General features: G+C 38.1%; 19 protein-coding genes. 1 reads left to right on the forward strand and 18 read right to left on the reverse strand.

From position 1 onward, the window contains the following. Positions 1 to 216: 216 nt before the first annotated feature. The 6 genes from VIO64_RS07770 to VIO64_RS07795 all read right to left on the reverse strand — a co-directional run bounded on the left by VIO64_RS07770 (position 217) and on the right by VIO64_RS07795 (position 6,501). Positions 217 to 1,386, reverse strand: coding sequence for an iron-containing alcohol dehydrogenase (locus VIO64_RS07770; RefSeq protein WP_331916833.1), 1,170 nt, complete (start codon positions 1,384 to 1,386; stop codon positions 217 to 219). 110 nt (positions 1,387 to 1,496) lie between these two features. Next, the gene (locus tag VIO64_RS07775) at positions 1,497 to 3,101 is read right to left on the reverse strand and encodes a hypothetical protein (protein ID WP_331916835.1); all 1,605 of its coding nucleotides are present in this window, start codon (positions 3,099 to 3,101) and stop codon (positions 1,497 to 1,499) included. Between the two features lies 1 nt (position 3,102). Then, positions 3,103 to 4,500: a HAMP domain-containing sensor histidine kinase gene (locus VIO64_RS07780; protein ID WP_331916837.1), complete on the reverse strand. Its 1,398-nt coding sequence runs from the start codon at positions 4,498 to 4,500 to the stop codon at positions 3,103 to 3,105. A gap of 1 nt (position 4,501) precedes the next feature. Continuing rightward, positions 4,502 to 5,203 (reverse strand): response regulator transcription factor, encoded by a 702-nt coding sequence (locus VIO64_RS07785; protein ID WP_331916874.1) that lies wholly within the window; start codon positions 5,201 to 5,203, stop codon positions 4,502 to 4,504. A 131-nt stretch (positions 5,204 to 5,334) separates the two neighbouring features. Continuing rightward, positions 5,335 to 6,183: a hypothetical protein gene (locus tag VIO64_RS07790; protein WP_331916839.1), complete on the reverse strand. Its 849-nt coding sequence runs from the start codon at positions 6,181 to 6,183 to the stop codon at positions 5,335 to 5,337. A 3-nt stretch (positions 6,184 to 6,186) separates the two neighbouring features. Next, positions 6,187 to 6,501 (reverse strand): hypothetical protein, encoded by a 315-nt coding sequence (locus VIO64_RS07795; protein ID WP_331916841.1) that lies wholly within the window; start codon positions 6,499 to 6,501, stop codon positions 6,187 to 6,189. Positions 6,502 to 6,914: 413 nt separating this feature from the next. Here VIO64_RS07795 and VIO64_RS07800 point away from each other — a divergent pair, with 413 nt between their 5' ends. Continuing rightward, the gene (locus VIO64_RS07800; protein WP_331916843.1) at positions 6,915 to 7,808 is read left to right on the forward strand and encodes a L,D-transpeptidase family protein; all 894 of its coding nucleotides are present in this window, start codon (positions 6,915 to 6,917) and stop codon (positions 7,806 to 7,808) included. A 116-nt stretch (positions 7,809 to 7,924) separates the two neighbouring features. Here the strand turns inward: VIO64_RS07800 and VIO64_RS07805 are convergent, their stop codons facing one another. The 12 genes from VIO64_RS07805 to VIO64_RS07860 all read right to left on the reverse strand — a co-directional run bounded on the left by VIO64_RS07805 (position 7,925) and on the right by VIO64_RS07860 (position 21,274). After that, positions 7,925 to 8,584, reverse strand: coding sequence for a hypothetical protein (locus tag VIO64_RS07805; RefSeq protein ID WP_331916844.1), 660 nt, complete (start codon positions 8,582 to 8,584; stop codon positions 7,925 to 7,927). A 205-nt stretch (positions 8,585 to 8,789) separates the two neighbouring features. After that, positions 8,790 to 10,970, reverse strand: a complete 2,181-nt coding sequence (locus VIO64_RS07810) for a glycoside hydrolase family 3 N-terminal domain-containing protein (protein WP_331916846.1) — start codon at positions 10,968 to 10,970, stop codon at positions 8,790 to 8,792. A gap of 25 nt (positions 10,971 to 10,995) precedes the next feature. Then, entirely contained in the window at positions 10,996 to 11,802 is an 807-nt protein-coding gene (locus VIO64_RS07815; protein WP_331916848.1) for an amidohydrolase family protein, read from the reverse strand. Between the two features lie 337 nt (positions 11,803 to 12,139). Next, positions 12,140 to 12,781 carry a hypothetical protein gene (locus tag VIO64_RS07820; RefSeq protein WP_331916850.1) on the reverse strand — a complete coding sequence of 214 codons (642 nt, stop codon included), beginning with the start codon at positions 12,779 to 12,781 and terminating at the stop codon, positions 12,140 to 12,142. Beyond that, entirely contained in the window at positions 12,778 to 14,103 is a 1,326-nt protein-coding gene (locus VIO64_RS07825) for a DUF58 domain-containing protein (protein WP_331916852.1), read from the reverse strand. Before VIO64_RS07825 ends, VIO64_RS07820 begins: the two co-directional genes overlap by 4 nt. A gap of 2 nt (positions 14,104 to 14,105) precedes the next feature. Continuing rightward, positions 14,106 to 15,092 carry a MoxR family ATPase gene (locus VIO64_RS07830; protein WP_331916854.1) on the reverse strand — a complete coding sequence of 329 codons (987 nt, stop codon included), beginning with the start codon at positions 15,090 to 15,092 and terminating at the stop codon, positions 14,106 to 14,108. Then, positions 15,037 to 16,224, reverse strand: a complete 1,188-nt coding sequence (locus VIO64_RS07835) for a hypothetical protein (RefSeq protein ID WP_331916856.1) — start codon at positions 16,222 to 16,224, stop codon at positions 15,037 to 15,039. Before VIO64_RS07835 ends, VIO64_RS07830 begins: the two co-directional genes overlap by 56 nt. Before the next feature lie 17 nt (positions 16,225 to 16,241). Continuing rightward, entirely contained in the window at positions 16,242 to 18,935 is a 2,694-nt protein-coding gene (locus tag VIO64_RS07840; RefSeq protein WP_331916858.1) for a transglutaminase-like domain-containing protein, read from the reverse strand. 102 nt (positions 18,936 to 19,037) lie between these two features. Continuing rightward, positions 19,038 to 20,285 (reverse strand): beta-N-acetylhexosaminidase, encoded by a 1,248-nt coding sequence (gene nagZ / locus VIO64_RS07845; RefSeq protein WP_331916860.1) that lies wholly within the window; start codon positions 20,283 to 20,285, stop codon positions 19,038 to 19,040. Between the two features lie 65 nt (positions 20,286 to 20,350). Continuing rightward, positions 20,351 to 20,698 (reverse strand): hypothetical protein, encoded by a 348-nt coding sequence (locus tag VIO64_RS07850; RefSeq protein ID WP_331916862.1) that lies wholly within the window; start codon positions 20,696 to 20,698, stop codon positions 20,351 to 20,353. Continuing rightward, a complete protein-coding gene (locus tag VIO64_RS07855; RefSeq protein ID WP_331916864.1) occupies positions 20,685 to 20,918 on the reverse strand; it encodes a hypothetical protein in 234 nt (77 codons plus the stop codon). The genes VIO64_RS07850 and VIO64_RS07855 overlap by 14 nt, the downstream gene beginning before the upstream one ends. 56 nt (positions 20,919 to 20,974) lie before the next feature. Beyond that, positions 20,975 to 21,274 carry a hypothetical protein gene (locus VIO64_RS07860; RefSeq protein ID WP_331916866.1) on the reverse strand — a complete coding sequence of 100 codons (300 nt, stop codon included), beginning with the start codon at positions 21,272 to 21,274 and terminating at the stop codon, positions 20,975 to 20,977. Positions 21,275 to 21,520: the final 246 nt, after the last annotated feature.

Consider the following 21,520-nt stretch of genomic DNA (forward strand, 5'->3'; position numbering starts at 1 on the left):
CCCCAGACACTAAAAAAGGCTTTCCGTTACATATTCTATGTAACAAGAAAGCCTCTACGCCTTTCATCAACTACTCCATAGTAGCGAAAACAATTTTATTATATTAAAAGTGTTGTAATAGATTTATCACTTTTAATTTATGATAAATAAATATTAACATGGATTGAACTTTTTTGCAAGTATTCATTTTTTAAATTGCAAATTTCTCTAGTTAATTTATGAATTTGCAATCTTTAATATATTATAGACATCATTTTTGCTAAGCTTTTTGAAGTTTCCTACTGTAGCAGTATCTCCTCTGGTACATTTTGAAGCCATTTCTTCCATCCTGTCATCGGTGATTCCCAATTCTTTCATAGTGACAGGAAGCCCGATCTGTCTGAAAAAGCTTTCCAGCTTTCTAATGCCTTCGAGTGCAGTCTTTTCCTGATCTTCAAAGCAAATCTCCACATTCCAGACCCTTGATGCAAATTGGACAAACCTTTCAATATTTTGTTTATAGACATATTTCATCCATGCCGGGAAAACCACTGCCAATCCTGCACCATGTGCTACGTCATATATTCCGCTGATCTCATGCTCAATATCGTGGGAAGCCCAATCTCCTATTCTTCCTGTGCCCAGCAAACCAAAGTGAGCAACTTTTCCTGCCCACATGATTTCTGCCCTGGCATCGTAGTCATCGGGATTTTCCAGTGCCAATGGAACATTTCTTATGAGGGTTTTCATTGTAGCTTCACAAAGCCTGTCAGTCAGTTCAACATTTTTGGTATTGGTAAAATACCTTTCCATAATGTGTGCCATTATATCTGCAGCTCCGCAAGCTGTCTGGTAATCTGGCAAAGTATATGTCAATACCGGATTAAGTATGGAATATACCGGGCGAACCAGGTCAGAGCCCATGCCTCTTTTGTACCATCCATCCTCGTTTGTTATTACAGAATTTGGGCTTGCTTCGCTGCCCGCTGCCGGGATAGTCAGCACTACACCTACTGGAAGAGCTTTTTCTACCGTCTTACCACTGAAAAAGTCCCAAACATCTCCCTCGTAGGGTACACCGATGGCAATAGCCTTTGCAGAGTCAATAACGCTTCCGCCTCCAACAGCTAATACAAAGTCTATACCATTGTCACGGCAGAGCTTAATCCCCTCTTTTACAAGACTTAACCTGGGGTTTGGAACTACTCCTCCAAGTTCAACAAACTCTATGCCCTCATCCTTCAGTGACTTAATTATCCTGTCATAGAGGCCGGATTTTTTAATGCTGCTTCCACCGTAATGAAGCAATACCCTTTTACTGTAAACCTTAGTAAGGAAACCCACTTGATTTTCCGTATCCTTTCCGAATACTATTCTGGTGGGGCTGTAAAACTCAAAATTCTCCATGTCAATCCTCCCGGTAATTTTAGTTGATTGTTCAAATATTGATTATACTATAAGATTTCACATTTCCAGTATTATACCATAACATTTCAAAGCAGCAAATACCCTTCAAACTACTCCTCATAGCTTACCCTGCTGTATTCATTTTTCATAAAGGTGTCCTCCCAGTTATCTACATATTTACCTGTAGCCCATTCAGCCATAATCACAGAGTCACCCTTGCCCAGTTTAATCTTTGCAAAAGGCTCATACTTAAGCCTTCCTTCATGTATCTGATAAACATATAGCTTGCTGTTTGAGACAATTACTGCCATATCCTCATAAGGAGACGTGAATGCATCGATAGCATCAGGAACCCTGTCCTTTATGTCTGTCCAAGGCAAAGCCAGAACATCATACCTTACAAGAGTGGATGGAATAATAAGATTGATGTTGAAGTCGGAATGTTCCACCATGGAATCATTTTTATAGCTGAGCCTTCCCCTTAAAAACCAGTGTCCATTCTTTCGCTGCAAATAGAAGTTCTCTTCTTCAATGCTTTTATCCACAATGCTAATCCCTGCAGCACCAAGGCCTGAAATTTTGCTATTCCTTGAATCCCTGAGCATTTTAAGACCTTTATCCCCTGCAATATCGGATATCTTAAGCCCGTGTTCGCCAGTAATATTATCTACAGGTTGAACCTTCATGATACTTAGCTCTTGCCCTTTTTTTGCAAAAGGCGATTTGTCTTTAAACGTCACTTCCATAGATACATAATCATTCCCGATAAACAATATCTTTCTGTATATATTTTTCCCTTCATCTGACAAACCTCTGCTTTGCTTATTCATCGGTTTTTCCCCTGTGATGGAGTGTAAGGCCTTGCTTTTTTCAGCAAGATCTGATGTTCCAGAACCCGTCCCGCTATTATACAATTGATAAGGATTATAAACCATGAGTTTATCCTCCTCTATTGAGTTTTCCATCATTCTATTGCTTTCAACCTTCCAGAAACCATTTTTTCTTGGAAGAAATATATTGTCTGTTTCCAAAATTGGATGGAAAACAGAATCTTTGCTGGCTATCCATAAAGTTTTATAGCCGTACTCCGTATCGGAACCTTCTTCCTTATTAGTGCCTTTAATAAACCTTATACCCAATAATAAGCCTGAACTCCTTGTCTCCGACTCAGTCTGCAACTGGGTTTCGTTTTCTTGATCCTTTTTACTGGACAATTCCTGTATCAGACCGTCATCTATCTTTTTACTGAGCCTCTTAATCATGCAAAGATTGCTTTGAATTGCAAGCAATGCTTCATCATCGCTCAGCCTTATGAAATCGTACAGGAACTTATCCCCTGATGTTATGGTTGTGACAGACACCTCTTTTTCGTTGACAGTAAAATCAATGGCCGATATACCGTACCTATACAAGAAATAGTCCTCAGCAACCACTCTCTTTACCTTGTAGCTGGTTTTTGTCCATATGTTATCACTGACTTTTATTCCATATGTTGAGAAAACAGCCTTTTTGCCAATCCAATTTTCCACATCTTTTTTCCTTGATGATGCAAATCCCCCATCTATATACTTTACAAATTCCCAAATACCCTCAAAGGATAAAACATTATTTTTAGGAGGAGCTATTTCTATTCCTGAAGGCTTGCCCATATTAAAGCAGCCCGAAAGTAAAATAATTGTCAGCATCAGTGCACAAAGCTTCAATGCTCTAATCAAGTTATGCCACACCTCCTGCAACTGGCATGATAACAGTTACCTCAGTGCCGCTTCCAAGCTCGCTTTTTATACTTAAGGTGCCTCCCATACATGTTACCAATTCATCACATATGGAAAGTCCTATCCCGTTTCTTGATTTTTCATTTTTGCCTTTATAAAACCTCTCTTTTACCTTCGGAAGCTCTTCTTGTGAAATTCCGCATCCGGAATCCTTAATTGAGAATATAACCTTACCTTCCTCACAATGTGTATTAAAATCAATCTTACCCCCTGGAGGAGTAAAGCGGAATGCATTATCAAGTATATTTATAAAAATCTGCTTTAGCCTGTTTTCATCGGAAAAAATATTGGGTAGATTCTCACTTTGGGTAACAGAAAACTCAACATTTTCCCTCTCTGCTCGCGGTACAAGCTGGATTTCCAAGTATTCGAGAAGATCCTTCAGGCTGACCTCCCTGTTAACAATCTGCAATTTTCCCGAAACGTATTTCGAAAAATCAAGAAGCTCCTCAACCATAGAAGTAAGTCTGTCGCTTTCTTTTTCAATTATTTCAAGCCCATCCATAATAAGCTCTCTGTCCTCAGGATTGCCCACCTTCAACGTAACTGCCCATCCCTTTATTGATGTAAGAGGGGTCCTGAGTTCATGGGATACCGATGATATAAAATCGTTCTTAAGCTGCTCCTTCTTTAGTATTTCCTCCGCCATATGGTTTAATGTATCGGAAAGTCTTCCGATTTCATCGTCATTCTTTTTAATACTCTTTATTTTATAATCCCCTAAGGACATCTTTTCCGCAACCCCGGTAATCTCCTTAAGCGGCTCGACAATAGAATTTGCCAGCAGCACACTCAAAAGGCCGCAAATCATTATTACGGCAATACCGATAAATATAAAAATTTTAGTTATCTTTCCTACATCCCTGTTTATATCATCCAATGTAGCTATAAGCCGTAAAACTGCGACCGTCTCAGTGCCCGACTTCAGGGGACATGATACTGCCATAACCTCCTCATCGGTATAATCAACCTTTCCAACCCAGGTCCCTATACTTCCGTCTAAAGCCTCTTTTACGTCTTTTTTCGCAGATAAATCTTCAGGGGTAACACCGATTGAGTCCATTTTCACCTTGCCAGTAAGATCAATAATCTGAACCTGTGCCTTTATGGGCTTCCAGAATGTATCAACATCATTCAAAACATTTTCATACAGCGATGTATCGGAATAATACCTAAGATAGATATCCGAACACAGCTTTATCTGGCTGACTAAAAAACCTTCACGGCTGACATAGTAGTTTTGCTTTATAACGTTAATAAGAAGAATTTCTAAAATCAAGACCGTTATTATAATTACAAACATGAAATTTGCAACCAACCTGGTTCTTATACTCCTCATACTATTCCGCCTTCCGCCACCGATATCCGAATCCCCAAACCGTTTCTATGAGTTTTGGATCCGACGGGTCATCCTCAATCTTCTCACGCAGCCTTCTGATATGGACATCCACCGTTTTTATATCACCAAAATAATTCCTTCCCCAAATATGGTTCAAGAGCTCATCGCGACTGAAAGCTTTGCCCTGGCTCTCCATAAATACTTTCACAATGGCAAACTCCCTGGGCGTAAGCTCAACATCAATACCATTCTTACAAAACTTCTGGGCTGTAATGTCAAGCTTTATCCTTCCTGTAGCAATTATGTTTTTACTGTCCTCCGGCGACTTACTGATCCTTCTAAGATTGGCCCTTATCCTTGCAACCAGTTCAAGAGGGTTGAAGGGCTTTACCATATAATCGTCAGCACCTAACTCAAGGCCTACAATTTTATCCATGTCCTGTCCCTTAGCAGTCAGCATAATAACCACCGCATCGGACTTTTCATCCCGAATCCTCCGGCAGACCTCAAAGCCGTCAATACCCGGCAGCATAATATCCAATACAACCACCTCAGGGCCGCACTCTACCAGCTTCTTAAGTCCTTCTTCTCCCGACTCGGCTTCTATTACTTCAAATCCGCTTCTTTCAAGATTTATGTTTATAAACTTCCTTATAGAACTTTCATCCTCAACAACAAGCACCTTGACATTTTCCATTTTTATTTACCTCATAAACAAGATTCTTCAAGTGATATTTTACTATATTTAAGCTCCAACCGCCATATAATTAAGCCAGATATAATCTTACATTTAAAAACATAATCGCAAGTGTTTTTTTATTTAACTGTATGACATCAATGCTTCTCTGGCCTAACTCCATCTATCACTACATTGCAATCAAACAAATCTGCAAGCCTTTTAGCATTATTAAAGCTAATTCCGTCAATTGGCCTCCTGTCTGTAATTATACAATCCTTTTTGTACTCGGCAACAGTTTCAGGCCCAACCCCGCAAAAAACATCGAACCCACTATCCATTAGAAATTTGAACTTTGCTTCAGTATAATTAACAGTACTGCCAAAAGGATAAATATAAATAGATGTTGGACCTACCAGCGGCTCTACTTCGTTCTTCCAGCGGTTAGTATCCCTCTTAAGCCTGCTAATGTCAACCTTATTTGCATCAAGATGTCCATATCCATGACACGCAAAAGTCCACCCAGTCTCCTTAAGCCTGTTTACCAAACTTATTGCTTCCTTTTTTTGGCCCTCATACACTGCGGATTTAAGTTCATTTGTTCTGTATCCCAAAACGCCCTCATAGCCCGTTAGTGCTATAACTCCTTTAGCACCTTCTAAAGAAAAATCCGGGTGCTCATTAACAAACTTGTCTAATATGGGTACAATATCATTGTCATCAGATATAACTGTCTGTCCATTTTTATCTCTTGAATAGGTCTTTACTACCCCGTCATCTATTATTAGTTTATGTGCATTACCATTGCTTATCATATATTCGTAATAGTTCATATCATCAATCGATATTATCAATGGTTTCTTCCCCTTAGGAAGCATAAGTTTTTTTTGCTGTAACAACCTCTTTCCGCTAACTTCTTTTACATCGAAGGTATCATGAATACTTACCAGTATATAACCCTTCTGATACAAGCTTTCTATAATCCGTTTAAACTCACTAACTGTCACAAATCAGTCATTATAACCCTCGGATAGATAATCTCCATCAAAGGCCATTTCGGGGTAAATTATAAGAGGATGAAAAAAGATGTGGTTTATAACACCTTCATATTCTGCCAATTCATCTCTCGGGAAACTGGCAGATTCGTATTCAGTGCTTCTGCTATGCATACTTTCATTTAAATTTTGGGCTTTATATTCTCCTATTTTAATTTGTCCACTGCCCACAGCAGGAATAGCCTCTTCCTCAGGATGGCTGCATGCTGAGGATACTACAATAAATATTAACAGAATTATTTCTAACTTTACTTTTCTCCAACCTCTCATTTTTCATCACTCCATATAAACTTTTCCATTTTTATGCCGATATTTATTATGTGCACTATTTTAATGCTAAGACTAAATGCAATTTTAATATATATTTTTTTAAATCACATTAATTTAAGAATTTGTTAAGAATAATTACAGAAGTGTTACATTTTGCGGATTTCATAGGGTATTCCTCTCATGTTTATTTATTATCAAATCATATATTTCCGCCGTCTTGCCAGCTTTGCCGCTTTAAATAAATACTTTTAAATATTTTTATCTATATAAATATATATGGTTTTAGAAATCAAGTTCCCGGCATATAATGTTTATTAAGCTTGGGAACAGGTAAAATATAAATATAAATGCTTTATGATATTTTACTTATTCCTCAACCAATTATACATATTTAGGAAGTGATACTCTTGCATATGAAATCTAAAATACTTAAGGGAAAGTCCGCTAAGTTGCTGCTATACCCCCTGCTTATTTCGCTCACAGCCGTTTCTGTTACAGGTTATAGCTTTGGTGCAGGCACTAATACGCAAATAAGTTCAAAGGAACCAATATCTTTTATTAGCAGTTCCAACAAGTCTATCTCTATAGATGAGACACTTGAACTTATAAAAAAAGTGCCGATTGTAGATTCCAACTTAAAAAAGCTTGTGAAAAACAATAGTCTGGCATCACTAAAAAAACTTGGCTATTATAAGGAGAACTTCAAAGATAAAAACCTTAATTCCAGAAGTGCCCTTATTCACTTTCAAAGCAACCACAATATGAACCCTACCGGCAAGTGGGATAAAAAAACTACTGATGCAGTTCTTAAAAAACTAATTGCTCCTGATTTGTCACCTTCCGATAAGGTATCCGACATACCATCCGAAGGTCTATGGTTAACAATTAATAAGTCTAAAAACTTATTGACGTTATACAAGGGCGGCAAACTGGTTAAAAAATATCCTGTAGCTGTTGGAAACCCGTCCACACTAACACCGTCAGGTAAATTTACAATAGTTAATAAAATTGTAAATCCTGCCTGGGGCGGCGGCGGGTATGCAAAGCCCGTTAATGGAGGTTCTCCTTACAATCCTTTGGGATACAGATGGATGGGTCTTTCTCTAAAGGGCGGGTCATCCTATGGTATACATGGTACAACCGATCCATACTCTATCGGTACATATGCTTCACATGGCTGCATAAGGATGTTTAATTTTGATGTAGAAAGCCTTTTCCCGCAAATACCTATGCATACAAAGGTATATATCGGTACCGCAGAAGAGCTTGCAAAGTGGGGAATCCTCCAGGAAGAAGTAACGGTATGAACAAAAATATAGACAGAACAAAATCATAAAATGATTTTGTCAACCTTGACGCTGTCGTGAGAAATTGTGGTGCAGCACGCACCATAATTTCCTAGACATTAAAAAATGCGAGGACTTCAAGTCCTCGCATTTTTGTTGGCTCTTAGCCTTTTATTTACTCCTATAAGGGATACAAGTGCTAAATTGCTTCTTAAAAAATTATCGTTATAGTTTTCCGGAAGACTTGATAAATCCCTAAGTGCAATGGCATAAACGTCCAGGCCTTTTGCAACCATATATCTGAATGTATCATATGCTTCCCTTAAAGCCTTTCTTGTAACCTTAACAAATCTCGACTCCATTAGAATATGTGTACAGCTTCTAAACATATACTCCGCTGCACCTCTGATTACAAACCTTAACTCTCCATTAATAAGATGAACCGATGAAGTAAGCTTGTTATCATGATTAATATCCAATCCTGGTAGCTTTGGTGCTATACTTTCAATGAGATTTGCGTCAAAACCCATTAAACTTGCATATGCAGATACAGCTTTTTTTAACTTATCCTCTTTTCTTTTATAAACCTCTGTATCGTGCTTCTTCAGATCCACCGTATTACTTAGAATAAGTGAATGCATAAATACTCCAAAACTTTTATCCTGCTCGCTTATCAGTGATGCTTCTTTTAGCTTCCCATCCAAATAAACCTTTTCTATATATGGCTCCATACTGTAATTTTTCAAGTGTAAAACCTTGTTTTTAAAATCAGTGCCTTTTTTAACAACAATGCTCATAGTAACCTCCAATTCATCAAGCAGCCATCATCATTAAACAAGCAAAATAATTTAAACAAACATATAAATATATTAACTATTTTAATGATACCGTAAATATAATTAACTTGTCAATGAACAAATTGTAAATTATTTGTTAAAAAAGTTAATTATACTTAATTACTAACGCATAGCAGTTCATACAAAATCCCATAGAATAAACTCATTAAACAACCTTAACAATATCCTTTATGAGGTCACAGTCTCTAGATGAGCTTCCTACCATTATTTCAAATTCCCCAGGCTCCACAACCCTGTTCAACTGTCTATCGATAAGTGATAATTGGGAAACAGGCAGCTTAATTTGTACATTTTTTGTCTCTCCAGGATTAAGTGTTATCCTGCTAAAACCTTTAAGTTCCTTTATTGGAGTAGTTACCGAACTGTAAATATCATTTATATAAAGCTGTACTATCTCAGTGCCTCTAATTGACCCGGTATTTGTTACATCTATAGAAACAATGATCTCACCATCAATTCCTATTTCCTTTGTTGAAAGCTTCAAATTGGAATAATCATAACTTGTGTAAGAGAGTCCGTATCCGAAAGAAAACAGGGGCTCCGGGTCCACATCTATATACCTGGCTGGTCCGTGCCATCCGGGATACTGGTTGTAGTATACAGGCTGCTGACCTACATTTCTTGGGAAAGATATTGTAATTTTTCCACATGGATTATGATCTCCAAAGAGTACTGCCGCTACTGCGTTTCCACCTTCCATTCCGGGATTCCAGGCTTCAATGATAGAATCTGCATTGTCCTTTATCCATGGTACAGTAAGGGGTTTACCGTTTATAAGCACTACAGCAAGAGGCTTACCGGTATTCTTCAAAGCCTCAAGAAGCTTTTGCTGTGCACCTGTAAGATCAAGGCTTGACCTGTCACGTACTTCGCCATTTAATAACACAGTATCTCCCACAACTGCAATTACCATATCGGACTGCTGTGCCAATTTTACTGCCCCTTCTATGTTTTCTTTTGACTCATCAAACATATCGCAGCCCTTGTCATATACAACTTCCACCCTATCCCCTGCTCTTTTTTTGATGCCGTCAAGTATGGTAACTACAGAGGTTATATCATAGTCATTGTACTCCAGCATGGGTTTTTCAGGATAATATCTCGGCCCGAATGTCCAGTCTCCAAGCTGAGCCTCAACATCATGGGCATTAGGTCCGATTACAGCAATCTTTCTCACCTTATCTGAAACAGGCAGGGTACCATTTTCATTTTTTAATAATACAATGGATTGCAAAGCACTTTCAAAAGCTGCCCTTTTATGTTCTGCACATCCTATTATGCTCCGTGCTTTTGTAAAATCTGTGTTTCGCTTATGGTCAAAAAGTCCAAGCCTGAATTTTGTTTCCAGTATCCTTCTGCAAGCCTCATCTATAAGCTCTTCCTTTATAGTTCCCTCTTTAACAAGCTCTATTGCAGATTCGTAGAACTCAGGTGTCGACATCATCATATCGTTCCCTGCTTTAATAGCCAGCTCAGCTGACGTTTTCATATCAGGTGCAGCCTTTTGCAGCCTGTGCATGTGGCCCACATTGTCCCAGTCAGTCACAATAAAGCCGCTTAAATTCCACTCGTCTTTAAGAATGTCCCTCAAAAGCACCTTGTTTGCAGTACATGGAAGTCCATCAATTGCATGGTACGCAGTCATAAAGGTCGCACACCCTGCATCCGCTGCTGTCTTGAAAGGCGGCAGAAAAGTGGATCTCACCTTTCTTTCTGCTATATCGCACTCGGTTGAATCCCTTCCCCCTACTGTTTCTCCATGAGCTACATAGTGCTTTGCGCAAGCAAGTATGCTGTATGGATCGGAAAGCTTCTCACCCTGGTAACCTTTTACCATTGCTGCAGCTAAAATACCCGCAAGATAAGGATCTTCCCCAAACGTCTCATCAACTCGTCCCCATCTTGCATCCCTGCCTAGACAGATTACAGGCGAAAATGTCCAATGCAATCCGGTAAGGATAACCTCCTTTGCTGTTATCGCAGCCATCTCCTTTAATATATCAGGGTTCCAACTGGAAGCCACACCCAACTGGGAAGGAAATACCGTAGCACCGCTGTAAAATCCGTGGCCATGTATTGCATCAATTCCAAATATAATAGGAATACCCAGCCTTGTTTTGCTGGCAATGTCCTGAAGCCTTTGAGCTTCTTTCCCCCTTACATGCAGAAAAGAACCTATATGTCTTTCATTTATCCAGAACTCAGGGTTTTCTCTTCCATCAATCTGACACATTTGCCCAATCTTCTCTTCAAGGGTCATCCTGCTTAAAAGATCCTTTGTCCTTTCTTCAGGAGAATATGCAGGGTTTTTGTAAATCTCTTTCATATGAAGCCTCCTTGTTTAGGTAAATTTAAACACACTTTTCCTCTATATTAAAAAGCCCAGCTGCGTTACCGTATAATATCATTTCCCTCTCATTATTATCTAATTCCAGCTTATTGAACCTTTCCAGCTCTTCTTTATGAATCCACATGGGGTAATCGGTACCGAAAAGTATCTTTTCTGCACCATGCCTTTTAATTATATTTTCTGCTTGGGTTTTATCCATAAAAGCAAGTGAGCTTGAAGTGTCAAAATATACATCCCTACCCACTAAACATTCTATTGCTTCATCCCACATGCTGTAGCCACCGAAGTGAGCAGCAATAATCTTTAAATCATTAAACATGTCCAAAACCCTTGCAAGCCTTTTTGGCCTTGAAGATGTTCTTTTCTCATCCCCCATATGTATAAGTATCGGCAGTTTTCCTTCTGCTGCCCTATATATTTTCAAAGCAGATTCATCATCAATGTTAAAATCCTGAAAATCGGGATGCAGCTTTATGCCCTTAAGTCCAAGGCTTATAATTCTGTTTATCTCTGCTTCCACATCCTTCACATCAGGATGAATAGTTCCTAGTCCGATAAAACAATCAAACCTTCCGCAGGCATCTGCAATAAAGCTGTTTATAGGCTCAACCTGCTCAACCTTTGTAGCTGTTGAATTAACAACATACTTTACAACATTTATCTCCTTGCCGTGATCAATAAGATCCTCGCATGTACCAGTACACGACATCGTTATTCCATAAAACTCACCTATAGATCCTACTGCCCGTTCTGCAATTTTCTCCGGGAAAATGTGGGCATGAGCATCAATAATCTTCGGTAAATCCATTACTGTCACCTTCTATCTTTTGCTTCAATATGTTTTGCAATAACCGCTTTCATATAACTTCCGAATATAATGATACATTTATCAGAGTAAAAATGCAACTTTATATAATTCCCCAAATAAGGGTGTAGAATACACCCTTATTTCCCAGACACATAAAAAGACGGTATAAAATTATATTTAATTTATACCGCCTTTTTTATATGTGTATTAGGAGAGAAACTTTGAAATCACATATCTCTTATATTTCTTATTAATAATTTTTATTAAAACTTGCTGCCCCTTCATCTTAAAGTTCGAAGAAAACAATTTTTTAAGTGACAAATTTTATATTTTCCCCTTATTCTTTTCTGTTTTTACCTGGGTTGGTAAAATAGAATACTATAAAAGCTGCAGGCAATACACCTAGAACAGCCAGCACCACAGATCCCATTGCCATATAACTGGGCAATCTTATAATTGACCCGAAAATAGATATCCCAAATAGAGGTATAGCTGTAAAACCACCCGCAAAAAAAAGCACTTCCAATCTGCTTTTATAAACATCTGCAGCAGCAGCATATTCAGCCCCTGATGCTACCCAATCTTCACACTGCCTTTCGAACTGCAGCATCCTCGCGACAAGGAAAATTCCGAGAATTACATAAACAGATATAAGTGCTGTCAATGCAAAGGAGCTCCTGTCACTAACCTTTAATCCCCAAATAATAGTAAACCAATTTAACTTTGAGTGGTACAACACCGAGGGAAAGCAAAGCAATATTGAAACAATGTAAATAATCTTCTCAGGCTTAACTCCTGCAAATACAGTAAGAATTAACGCCCCCAAAACACCTATATTTATGAATATTACTGAATACATGTAGGAGCCTGATGCTTTATTCAGAGCATCAAACCATGAGGTACCGGTAAATAGATAAAATGAAGCAAAAAACATAGTAATTAAAAGAGTTATTTTCACAATCTTTATACGACCCGTCATATACCTACCACCTGACTCATCAGGGCTTTTGAAAAGCTGGTTTGCGAAGGATCCCAATCGATCCATATGCATTTTTTCCTCAGCCTTTGTATGCTTTTATAATCCTTAAGGTGCTGCAATTGTGCAGTCAATTTTTCCAGGTCGGAATTGGCAGCCATCCCATACCCGATTATGTTAACAATCATTATTTTATAGACTCCTTTTCTATAAGATGCATACTTTGACATCTCATCTATTCCTTCAGACAACGAATCATAAAACTTGTCATAGTACCTTGTTACTATTATGAATAACGGCTCCGATCCCGACAAATATTTTTTGTTGGAAATTATCGCCTCTTTTAATGAAATTGACCTGTTATCCGTCCTTCTTACTGCTCCAATATTTGAACTACACCTTAATATTGTTTTAAGTATTTTGATATAGTGCTTTTGTCCTGAACCAGGGTATATAAACTCCTGCATATCATTGTACGTACCAAAAGCTACAAAAGCATTTTGTTTGAGATAAAAATCCACTAGTGAATTGGCTGCCTCAAGCCCTGCTTCCAATGAATTCATAATATTAGAACCCATACCCATACTTTTTGATATATTAAGGTAAATCCATACAGATTTTTTCCCCTCTTTTTCATAGTCATTTACAATTGGCCAGTATCCACCCTTGTTTAAATTTCGTGCCGTAGCCTTCCAATTGATAAGCTTGAATGAATCACCGTAGCAGTACTGCCTGATTTCTTTAAATTCAAGGGTAGACATTCCCATATTTGAAATGTTTCCTAACGGCATTGGTATTTTACTGAAATTTGAAATACTTTTTGCTTTGGTTGTATCAAATATCCTAGGGCTGACCTCAATGATCTTTGCACTTCTTTCCATAGAGCTGTGAACATGTCCATAGATGCAGTGAGATACCTTTATCGCTGCATTTCCAATATGATAAGTACCCGAGGTAGTACATCTAAATTTATATACCAGCCTGCATTTCAGTATACCCATTCCCTTCCAGAGTACTTTATAATTGGAGCCCTCAATCACCTCAAAGTGCCTTGGGAGTATTTCCGAAATTTCTATAATTCCAATACCGTCTTGAGCCTCTATATCAAGGCATATTTCAATGATTTCTCCGGAAAAAACCCTGTCTTTAGAATAGTGTCTTTCAATATTAATCTTTGAAGGCTGCTTTATCAAAAGCCCTATAGCAGCAAACATAAACGGAATAAAGGACAGCATGATAATTATTGTATTGGCAAAAAACACACCTATCAGCAAAATCCAGCAAAATAGCTTTATCATTTTCACAACCGGATCCGGCAGCACCATATTTATATACCTCTCGTATATTCTTTGGGAACTTCTACTCCCTTTAATATCATATTTATCACAGAGTCTGCAGTTATACCCTCTAAGATGCTGTCAACACTAAGCATCAGCCTGTGTGATAAAGCATTTGAAGCAAGGTGCTTCACATCATCAGGAATAACAAAATTTCTTCCATTTATAAGGGCAAGAGCCCTGGTAAGCTTCAGAAGTGCCAATCCTCCTCTAGGACTTGCTCCCATCCTGACATTGGCATTCTTTCGTGTAGCTCTTACAATTTCCGAAATATACTTTATAATATTTTCATCAACATAAACATTTTCGGCTTCATTCTGAAGCATCAAAATATCATCTCTTGTTATAACGCTTTTTATATCTTCTGTAGGGTCATCCTTCTTCCATAATACCCTTCTTCTTAAGATTTCACTTTCTTTTTCCACCGAATCAAGGTATCCCATGGAAATTTTCATTATAAACCTGTCCATCTGAGCTTCAGGAAGAGGATATGTACCTTCCATCTCTATAGGATTTTGAGTGGCCATAACGGTAAACAATTGTCCAAGCTTGTAGGTAATTCCCTCTATGGTTACCTGGTGTTCTTCCATTGCTTCAAGCAGTGCAGACTGAGTTTTGGGCATTGCACGGTTTATTTCATCCGCTAAGAGAAAGTTAGTAAAAATAGGACCTTTCTCAACCTCGAAGCTGGAGTTCATGCCCTTCCAAACCTTGGTACCTACTATATCAGCCGGCATCAGGTCGGGAGTAAACTGGATCCTTTTCCATTCACACCCTGCTATTTTAGCAAACACCTTAACAAGCAACGTTTTACCAAGGCCTGGATTATCTTCAAAAAGTATATGCCCTCCGGCTAAAAAACCGCTTAATATCTTAACCAGTACCCCTTTATCCGCTGCAACAAATATCTTACCTGCCTCGTCAATAATCCTTGTGCATATTGTCTGTATGTCCCCAGTATTCATTTTGGTATACATAGCCAGTGTTCCTCCCGTAGTTTTTAATATTCCATATCACAACTTCTATAATTTTTTTACGTTCGCCCATATTCATTTGCATAATATGGTTATACTCGCTTTTATAGCAAACCTTCGGAACCTCAACACCCTTAAAGTCGGTCAACGGCTTTATTAAGCGTCTTGTCTCCATATCGGGTATCATACGTTCCTTCGCCAGCCCCACAAGGAATGCCAGTATCCCGGATAACTCTCCCCTGTTTACGTATTCCTCCAGAAACATTGAAATCTCACGTCCCTCATAGCTTTTATTGTAAATTATCTCCTGTACATGCTTTCCAAATCTTTCGTGAAACTGAGGGGCTCTATCTCCTCGTATTTTGCTGAAAGCAACTATAAAAATTATAAGAAGAACAAATAATATGCCTGCCCATTCTACATATACGAAAAGCGAAGGAAAGCTGTCACTCATTTGGGATCGTATATCCTTAAAGTATAATACCAACATGCATCCCGCCATAAATTTCAACCAAAGATTTCTTGAAAACCATTCTCCCAGCTTTTTATAAAAAGAGTTATCGGAAAGCTCCAGCATGGATATTAAGACAGAGCAAAACATCATTATATGGCCGAAGAAGACCATATCCCCCACCGATATTTGTACTCCCAAACTCCATGAGCCATTCTCCCATAGAGCGGAGATCATCTGCCTTAGAATAAAGCCTTGTATAAAGTACAAAACCGCCTTAATTATTCTGGAAAATATGATGTTGTTTTTTATAAATTCATAGAAACAGCTGTTAAATGTAATGATTAAGGCCACAAACGGCACTCCCAAGCTGGCTTTGTTGATCTTATCTGCCTCAGGTAAAAGAAAGAAAAAAACAAACGCAGCACCCCCCCACCCCAGCATTACCGACATTTTTCCAAAGGCCTGTGCAAGCAATCCCCTTAAGAAGATGCTGATTATACTCTTTGCGAGGTTACCCACCAGAACAAATATAACAGGTATCAGAATAAAAAGCAGTCTGACTTTGGTTCCTCCTGCCTCATTGAGCCCTTTAATTCCCATTAAGACAGATATCACCGTAAGAATTATTATTGCTGTAATATAGATATAAATAGATGTATTTTTGCCGCCTTGGTTTCCCATTTCTAAGGTTCCTTTCATTAATATTGCAATGCACAAACGAATAGATAAAAGCGTTCATAATCGGCTCTTCTGACTTCGTCAATGCTGTATGCTGCTTTTTCCAGGATAAGAATAAGCTCTTCTATATCACTGTCGGTATACCCCTTTATTACATTGTCCTTTTGAACACTCTGCAAGGATTTAATAATTTCTCGGGGAGTTTGCCTCTTGGGCATAAAACCGAATTTATCATAGAGAATATCATTGAGTTTTTTTCCTAGCATCAAGACTTCCTCACTATAGCAGACAATGCGAATAATCCTGCCTACATTTGTATCACTGCCAGAAGCGGAGAAAACCCTTATCCTATTAATCCCCTTTCTATCAAACATCATATTTAGCATGTCAAAATTGCCCAAGGAATCATGAAACCTTACTCTCAAAACTTCGTTTATACCCCAGACATTTTCGAACTCCTGGCCTATGTCAGGAAAGCTTATTTTCAATACTTCACCGTCAGTTTTAACATTTTGGTCTTCTACTCTGTATTTGCTGTTAAATTGTTCTATACCCTTTCCATAAGAAGATGCTGCGGCAAGCTTTCTCCTTCTTTTTAGTAAAACAAACCCAAATATAGAGAGAGCAACCAGAATAAAAAGTGTTATAAAAATCCTCCACCAATGTATTACAATAAGGTTCACATCCACTTCACCCGATGAAGGTATATAATAATCGGTTCCAACGTACTGTCCCTTTAACACTCCGAGATATCGAGAAAAGAAAATATATTTTTTTTCCGGCTCAATATTCCCCGAAAAATCCAGAGATGTCACAAACTTTCCATCCTGTACCTGACCCTGGGCACTAATAATCCCTTCTGCTCTGCCACTGACCGAATTGGTATAACTCATCTTCACTTCGCCATCACTGACAGGTTTTTTAGAAAGCCTTTCGAAAAGGCTTGCATCTATAAGAAGCTTTCTTCCATTATCGGTTATCGCAGGATCAGCAATTGATATATCCGTCTCAGCAAGCACTTTGAGCTCAGGGTCACTGTCCGATTCCTTATAAATAGAATCTGCAAGGGTTTTGGCTATTACCTGATAACTACCTACATCAACATTCTCTTTCAACACACAGTCGATGTCAAAGACTCCGTTTTTAACGGTTCCCTTATCATAGGACAAGCATTCCTCATACTTGTCCTTCTTAAGATAAATAAGGATCGTCTGACCGTTAAGTGCTTTTCCTCCAGTATCCTTTACCGTTCCTGCTACATTAAACCCGTTGCCCTTTATAGCAGTCTCATTTAACTTTGTGATATTGGTCACAGAACGTTTGGGAGGATCAATAGGTTTTACATCCGCAAAATAATCCAATGGAACCCATCCATAACCTTCAAAGCAAACCTCAGGATAAACACACATTTGATCTGCGTAAACTATTTGATACGATGCACTTGGATCAACTCTATATCCAGTAACCAGACGTGCAGGAACATCTGCACATCTTAGAAGCATAACAAATGTAGACACAAAGTCAAGCTGACTTCCCTTCCTATCATCAAGAAATCTGTATAGCGCATCCCCACTGGCATTGTTTTTGGCACTGCCTTGAGAAAAATTAGACTTAAGAAAATCTGCAACAGCTTCTATCTTTTCATATGGCGTTTCCATGCCTTCCACAAGATTTATCACGTCATCTTTCAAACTACCCAATCCATCAGTATTATAGGTAACTGTTCTGTCAATATTGCTGTTTTCCAGCACATACCTATCAGGCATATCATTCTTCAAAAAAACTTCATAAGAATCATTTATCATGAAATCGGAATAAAACACTCCTTCATCAGGATAAGTAAGAACTCCCAAAACAGGCACCTCTATGCCCTTAAGATTGGCAGGTACCGGGATAAAACCATTTGCAGGGTTTATGAACTTAATTTTGCACGCTTGCTCTTCATTAGTATTGTTTTCATTATATTTATATACTTTTGCTACTTTATCCGGATCTGAATACCATTTGCTGTTTGAGTAGGTGTCCTGAACGGTCATCTTAATAAAAGGGCTATCCAGATTTCCCAAGACCTCAAACAAAGGCACATGGTTTGCCTTCTTAACGTTTTGAACAGAGTATGTGGTTCCATCGCCAAAATAACGGCCCTTAGGTAAGCTGTTATCCTTGGACAGGTCAATATTAAATTCAGGTCTCTGGTTTTTCAGCCTCTTTCGAAGCTCATCAGGAATTGTGTAACTGCCCTCGGAATCCCCACCATATTCTTCACTCCCAAAATCCTTAAGCCCATCCTCAAGTTCATTTTGGGAAGAACCTGAATCGGATTCCCCTTTCCTATCATTATTTTCGAATGGCTCATCAGGCTGATCAAAGCTAAAGTTCTTGTCCTCCTGTCCCATGCTGTTTTTATTGGAATCCCGATTATCCCTGTCCTCATCCTCTCCAGGCTTTCCATCCTCAGGCTTCCCGTCTTGTCCATTGTTTTGCCGACCATCATTGTTTTCCCGTTCATTATTTCCCGGGTTATTTTTATTATTGCCGCCTTTGCTGTTTCCTTCTTCGCTGCTGGCACTCCTTTGGGATTTACCTGATGAATTAAAGGACAGCATGTTGATGGATGAAATAATAAGAAGTGCTGATAAAAGTGTAACTAAGGCAAGAAGAAAAGCCTTCAGCTTATTGTCTTTTAAGATATTTTTAATATTAGAAAAATCCATAAACGACCGCCCTTATTTGATAAAGATAAAAATATTGCTCATCTTATTATTGTAAACAATTTATTTTCTTTTTTCTACATGTTACAAACATTTTCTTAAACACTAAAAAAAGGTAGATAAAGCTTTGTTAATTTGGCTATTTATAGCCCCTATGTCCACATTATCCTTTTTACCATCAATTAATCCATACTTCACTTTAAGTTTGATTATTCTATAAACACTTTCGTTCAGGCGTTCCTTTGATATAATTCCTTTCTGCACCGCTTCCTTTATTGTCTCAATTACACTCACCTCTTTGTTATATCCATGACATACAAGCAGTATATCACAGCCGGCATTAATGGACTTTACCGCTGCATTCCCAATATTATAGTTCTTCAGGATCGCACCCATTGTCAGGTCATCGGTCATTACAACACCGTTAAACCCCATATTTTGTCTTAGAATATTTGTTACAATCTTTTCAGACATGGATGCAGGATATATTGCATCCATTTTTTTTATTAGAATATGTGCAATCATCACTGCATCAGCATTATTTTGTATTGCATGAATGAAGGGTACAAATTCAAAGCTTTGCAACCTTTCCAAATCATAATTTATAACAGGCAAACCCACATGGGAATCTTCCAGCGTATCGCCGTGACCCGGAAAATGCTTTACAACCGGGATAACATTTTGGGATTGCAGACCTCTCATAGTACTTACTCCAAGCCTTTTCACCGTATCGGGATCACTGCCTAAAGCTCTGTCACCTATCACCTTGTTGTTGGGATTGCTATTAATATCAAGGACAGGTGCAAAATCCAAATTAAAACCCAGTTGACCTACCATATTGCCTAAAGCTCTTCCAACATCATAGGACAAGACCTCATTATCTTTAGCACCAATATCCTGGCTAGACGGTATCTTTTTGAACTCAGCCGGCATCCTTGATATCCTTCCGCCCTCTTCATCTAGTGAAATGAAAAGAGGTATCTTATTTACACTATTTGTTTCTTTAATTGAATTTATAAGATTTACAGTCTGCAAAGCACTTTTTATATTTTTTTTGAAAAGTATAAAACCACCAACATGGTACCTTTCAATTAAATCTTTAACGTCCTCATTAGCCATTTGGCCTTCAAACCCCGCAATAATAAGCTGCCCAACTTTTTCATCCGATGTCATTCTGTTTACCTCTTCCATAATAGGATCTTTTACCGGAGTGCCTGTGTTATCGATTTTAGGCGGAGTTATCGGAGCGGAGTTTTTTTCTGTAACGCCTTCCTCTCTCTTTACCGCCGTGCAGGACATTAATAATGATATGAGCAGTAAAACTACTATCGGTATAATAATTTTTTTATGCATGATGTTCTCCCTTAATGTAAAAAGTGTTATAAAGCCGAGCATTTAAAAGGCACAATAATGAACGGTTAAACAATATTTTCTATAAATAACGTTAATCCCACACCAAAGGAAGCTGCATTTGACAAAATTGACAGCTTTAATAAAGATTTATCCCTTTTTCTAAAAGCATAGGATAATGCCTTCCATTCACATATAACAACTATTATTTCCATTATAACAAGTATTAAAATATTATAAGCCTTAAAATATTTAAGAACCATGATAACATAGTTAAGCAAAGGATTTGTCATAATATTGACGCATACAAAAGCAGTAAGAAACCCCATTCGTCTGTTCCCAAGAAGTATAGCAACAAGAGTTTCTATAATAATAGTAAGTAAGAGCGGTACAAGAAAGGCATTAAAGACCATCATTTTTATCTTTGCTTTTGTTCCTTATCATACGTATGATCATAAAACATATAACAGTTACAATTACGATTGGAATTATAAAAAAAATAAGAACAGTTCCTGTTAAAAAAACGCCTCCTCCTGCAACGTCAGCATATGCCATATTGGAAATAAGTAAAAAAACACTATAAATGGTTGCAATAAAACAAGCTATCCTTTTACAAGCCCGATCCGGCTTTTTCATATCCCTTATTCCTCCTATCAAATATATATCCAGTATAACCCAGGTGGTTAAGTGCGTCAATCTTGAGAAAGCCTCAAAGCCCAATAAAGCATTAGTGCAGCCATTAGCACAATGATTAATATTATCCATTGATTATACAACATCGACCTCATTGGGGTAAATGTAGGAAATGCTCCTATAAGCAGCGAAAATGCAGTAAGCCCGAATGCAAACCCCGGCTTTCCAGGAAGGATATCGGACACCACAACAAGGGTTACAGGCATTGTCATGTTGAAAAGAAGCACCCCTAAAATTGCCAACAAGGGCATACTCATACCAAAGGAAATAAGAAAAGCTGAAACAATCAGGCCTGGCACTGTGACCTTTATGTAACCGAATTTGTCAGAAAGAACCCCTCCAATTACTTTTCCGTATGCTCTCGGAAACTCCGAGGGCTTTATTTATCTGACTTTTGAGAGTTAAATTTTCTTTTTCACCCCCACAAATCAGTTAAAATTTTATTAAAATTTCCAGCTATAATTTCCACAATTATACTAATGTGGTATTGTACCACCTTGACAAATCCGCTCGTCTCCAAAAATGGAGTTGTATGGATATTTTTT

The sequence above is a fragment of the Pseudobacteroides sp. genome (assembly GCF_036567765.1).
Taxonomy (GTDB): domain Bacteria; phylum Bacillota; class Clostridia; order Acetivibrionales; family DSM-2933; genus Pseudobacteroides.

Bases quoted from the DNA above. Each gene is read 5' to 3' on its own strand.
- VIO64_RS07770 (WP_331916833.1), bottom strand. From the start codon at position 1,386: ATGGAGAATTTTGAGTTTTACAGCCCCACCAGAATAGTATTCGGAAAG.
- VIO64_RS07780 (WP_331916837.1), bottom strand. From the start codon at position 4,500: ATGAGGAGTATAAGAACCAGGTTGGTTGCAAATTTCATGTTTGTAATT.
- VIO64_RS07795 (WP_331916841.1), bottom strand. From the start codon at position 6,501: ATGAGAGGTTGGAGAAAAGTAAAGTTAGAAATAATTCTGTTAATATTT.
- VIO64_RS07800 (WP_331916843.1), top strand. From the start codon at position 6,915: ATGAAATCTAAAATACTTAAGGGAAAGTCCGCTAAGTTGCTGCTATAC.
- VIO64_RS07805 (WP_331916844.1), bottom strand. From the start codon at position 8,584: ATGAGCATTGTTGTTAAAAAAGGCACTGATTTTAAAAACAAGGTTTTA.
- VIO64_RS07810 (WP_331916846.1), bottom strand. From the start codon at position 10,970: ATGAAAGAGATTTACAAAAACCCTGCATATTCTCCTGAAGAAAGGACA.
- VIO64_RS07815 (WP_331916848.1), bottom strand. From the start codon at position 11,802: ATGGATTTACCGAAGATTATTGATGCTCATGCCCACATTTTCCCGGAG.
- VIO64_RS07820 (WP_331916850.1), bottom strand. From the start codon at position 12,781: ATGACGGGTCGTATAAAGATTGTGAAAATAACTCTTTTAATTACTATG.
- VIO64_RS07825 (WP_331916852.1), bottom strand. From the start codon at position 14,103: ATGGTGCTGCCGGATCCGGTTGTGAAAATGATAAAGCTATTTTGCTGG.
- VIO64_RS07830 (WP_331916854.1), bottom strand. From the start codon at position 15,092: ATGTATACCAAAATGAATACTGGGGACATACAGACAATATGCACAAGG.
- VIO64_RS07835 (WP_331916856.1), bottom strand. From the start codon at position 16,224: ATGGGAAACCAAGGCGGCAAAAATACATCTATTTATATCTATATTACA.
- VIO64_RS07840 (WP_331916858.1), bottom strand. From the start codon at position 18,935: ATGGATTTTTCTAATATTAAAAATATCTTAAAAGACAATAAGCTGAAG.
- nagZ (WP_331916860.1), bottom strand. From the start codon at position 20,285: ATGCATAAAAAAATTATTATACCGATAGTAGTTTTACTGCTCATATCA.
- VIO64_RS07850 (WP_331916862.1), bottom strand. From the start codon at position 20,698: ATGATGGTCTTTAATGCCTTTCTTGTACCGCTCTTACTTACTATTATT.
- VIO64_RS07855 (WP_331916864.1), bottom strand. From the start codon at position 20,918: ATGAAAAAGCCGGATCGGGCTTGTAAAAGGATAGCTTGTTTTATTGCA.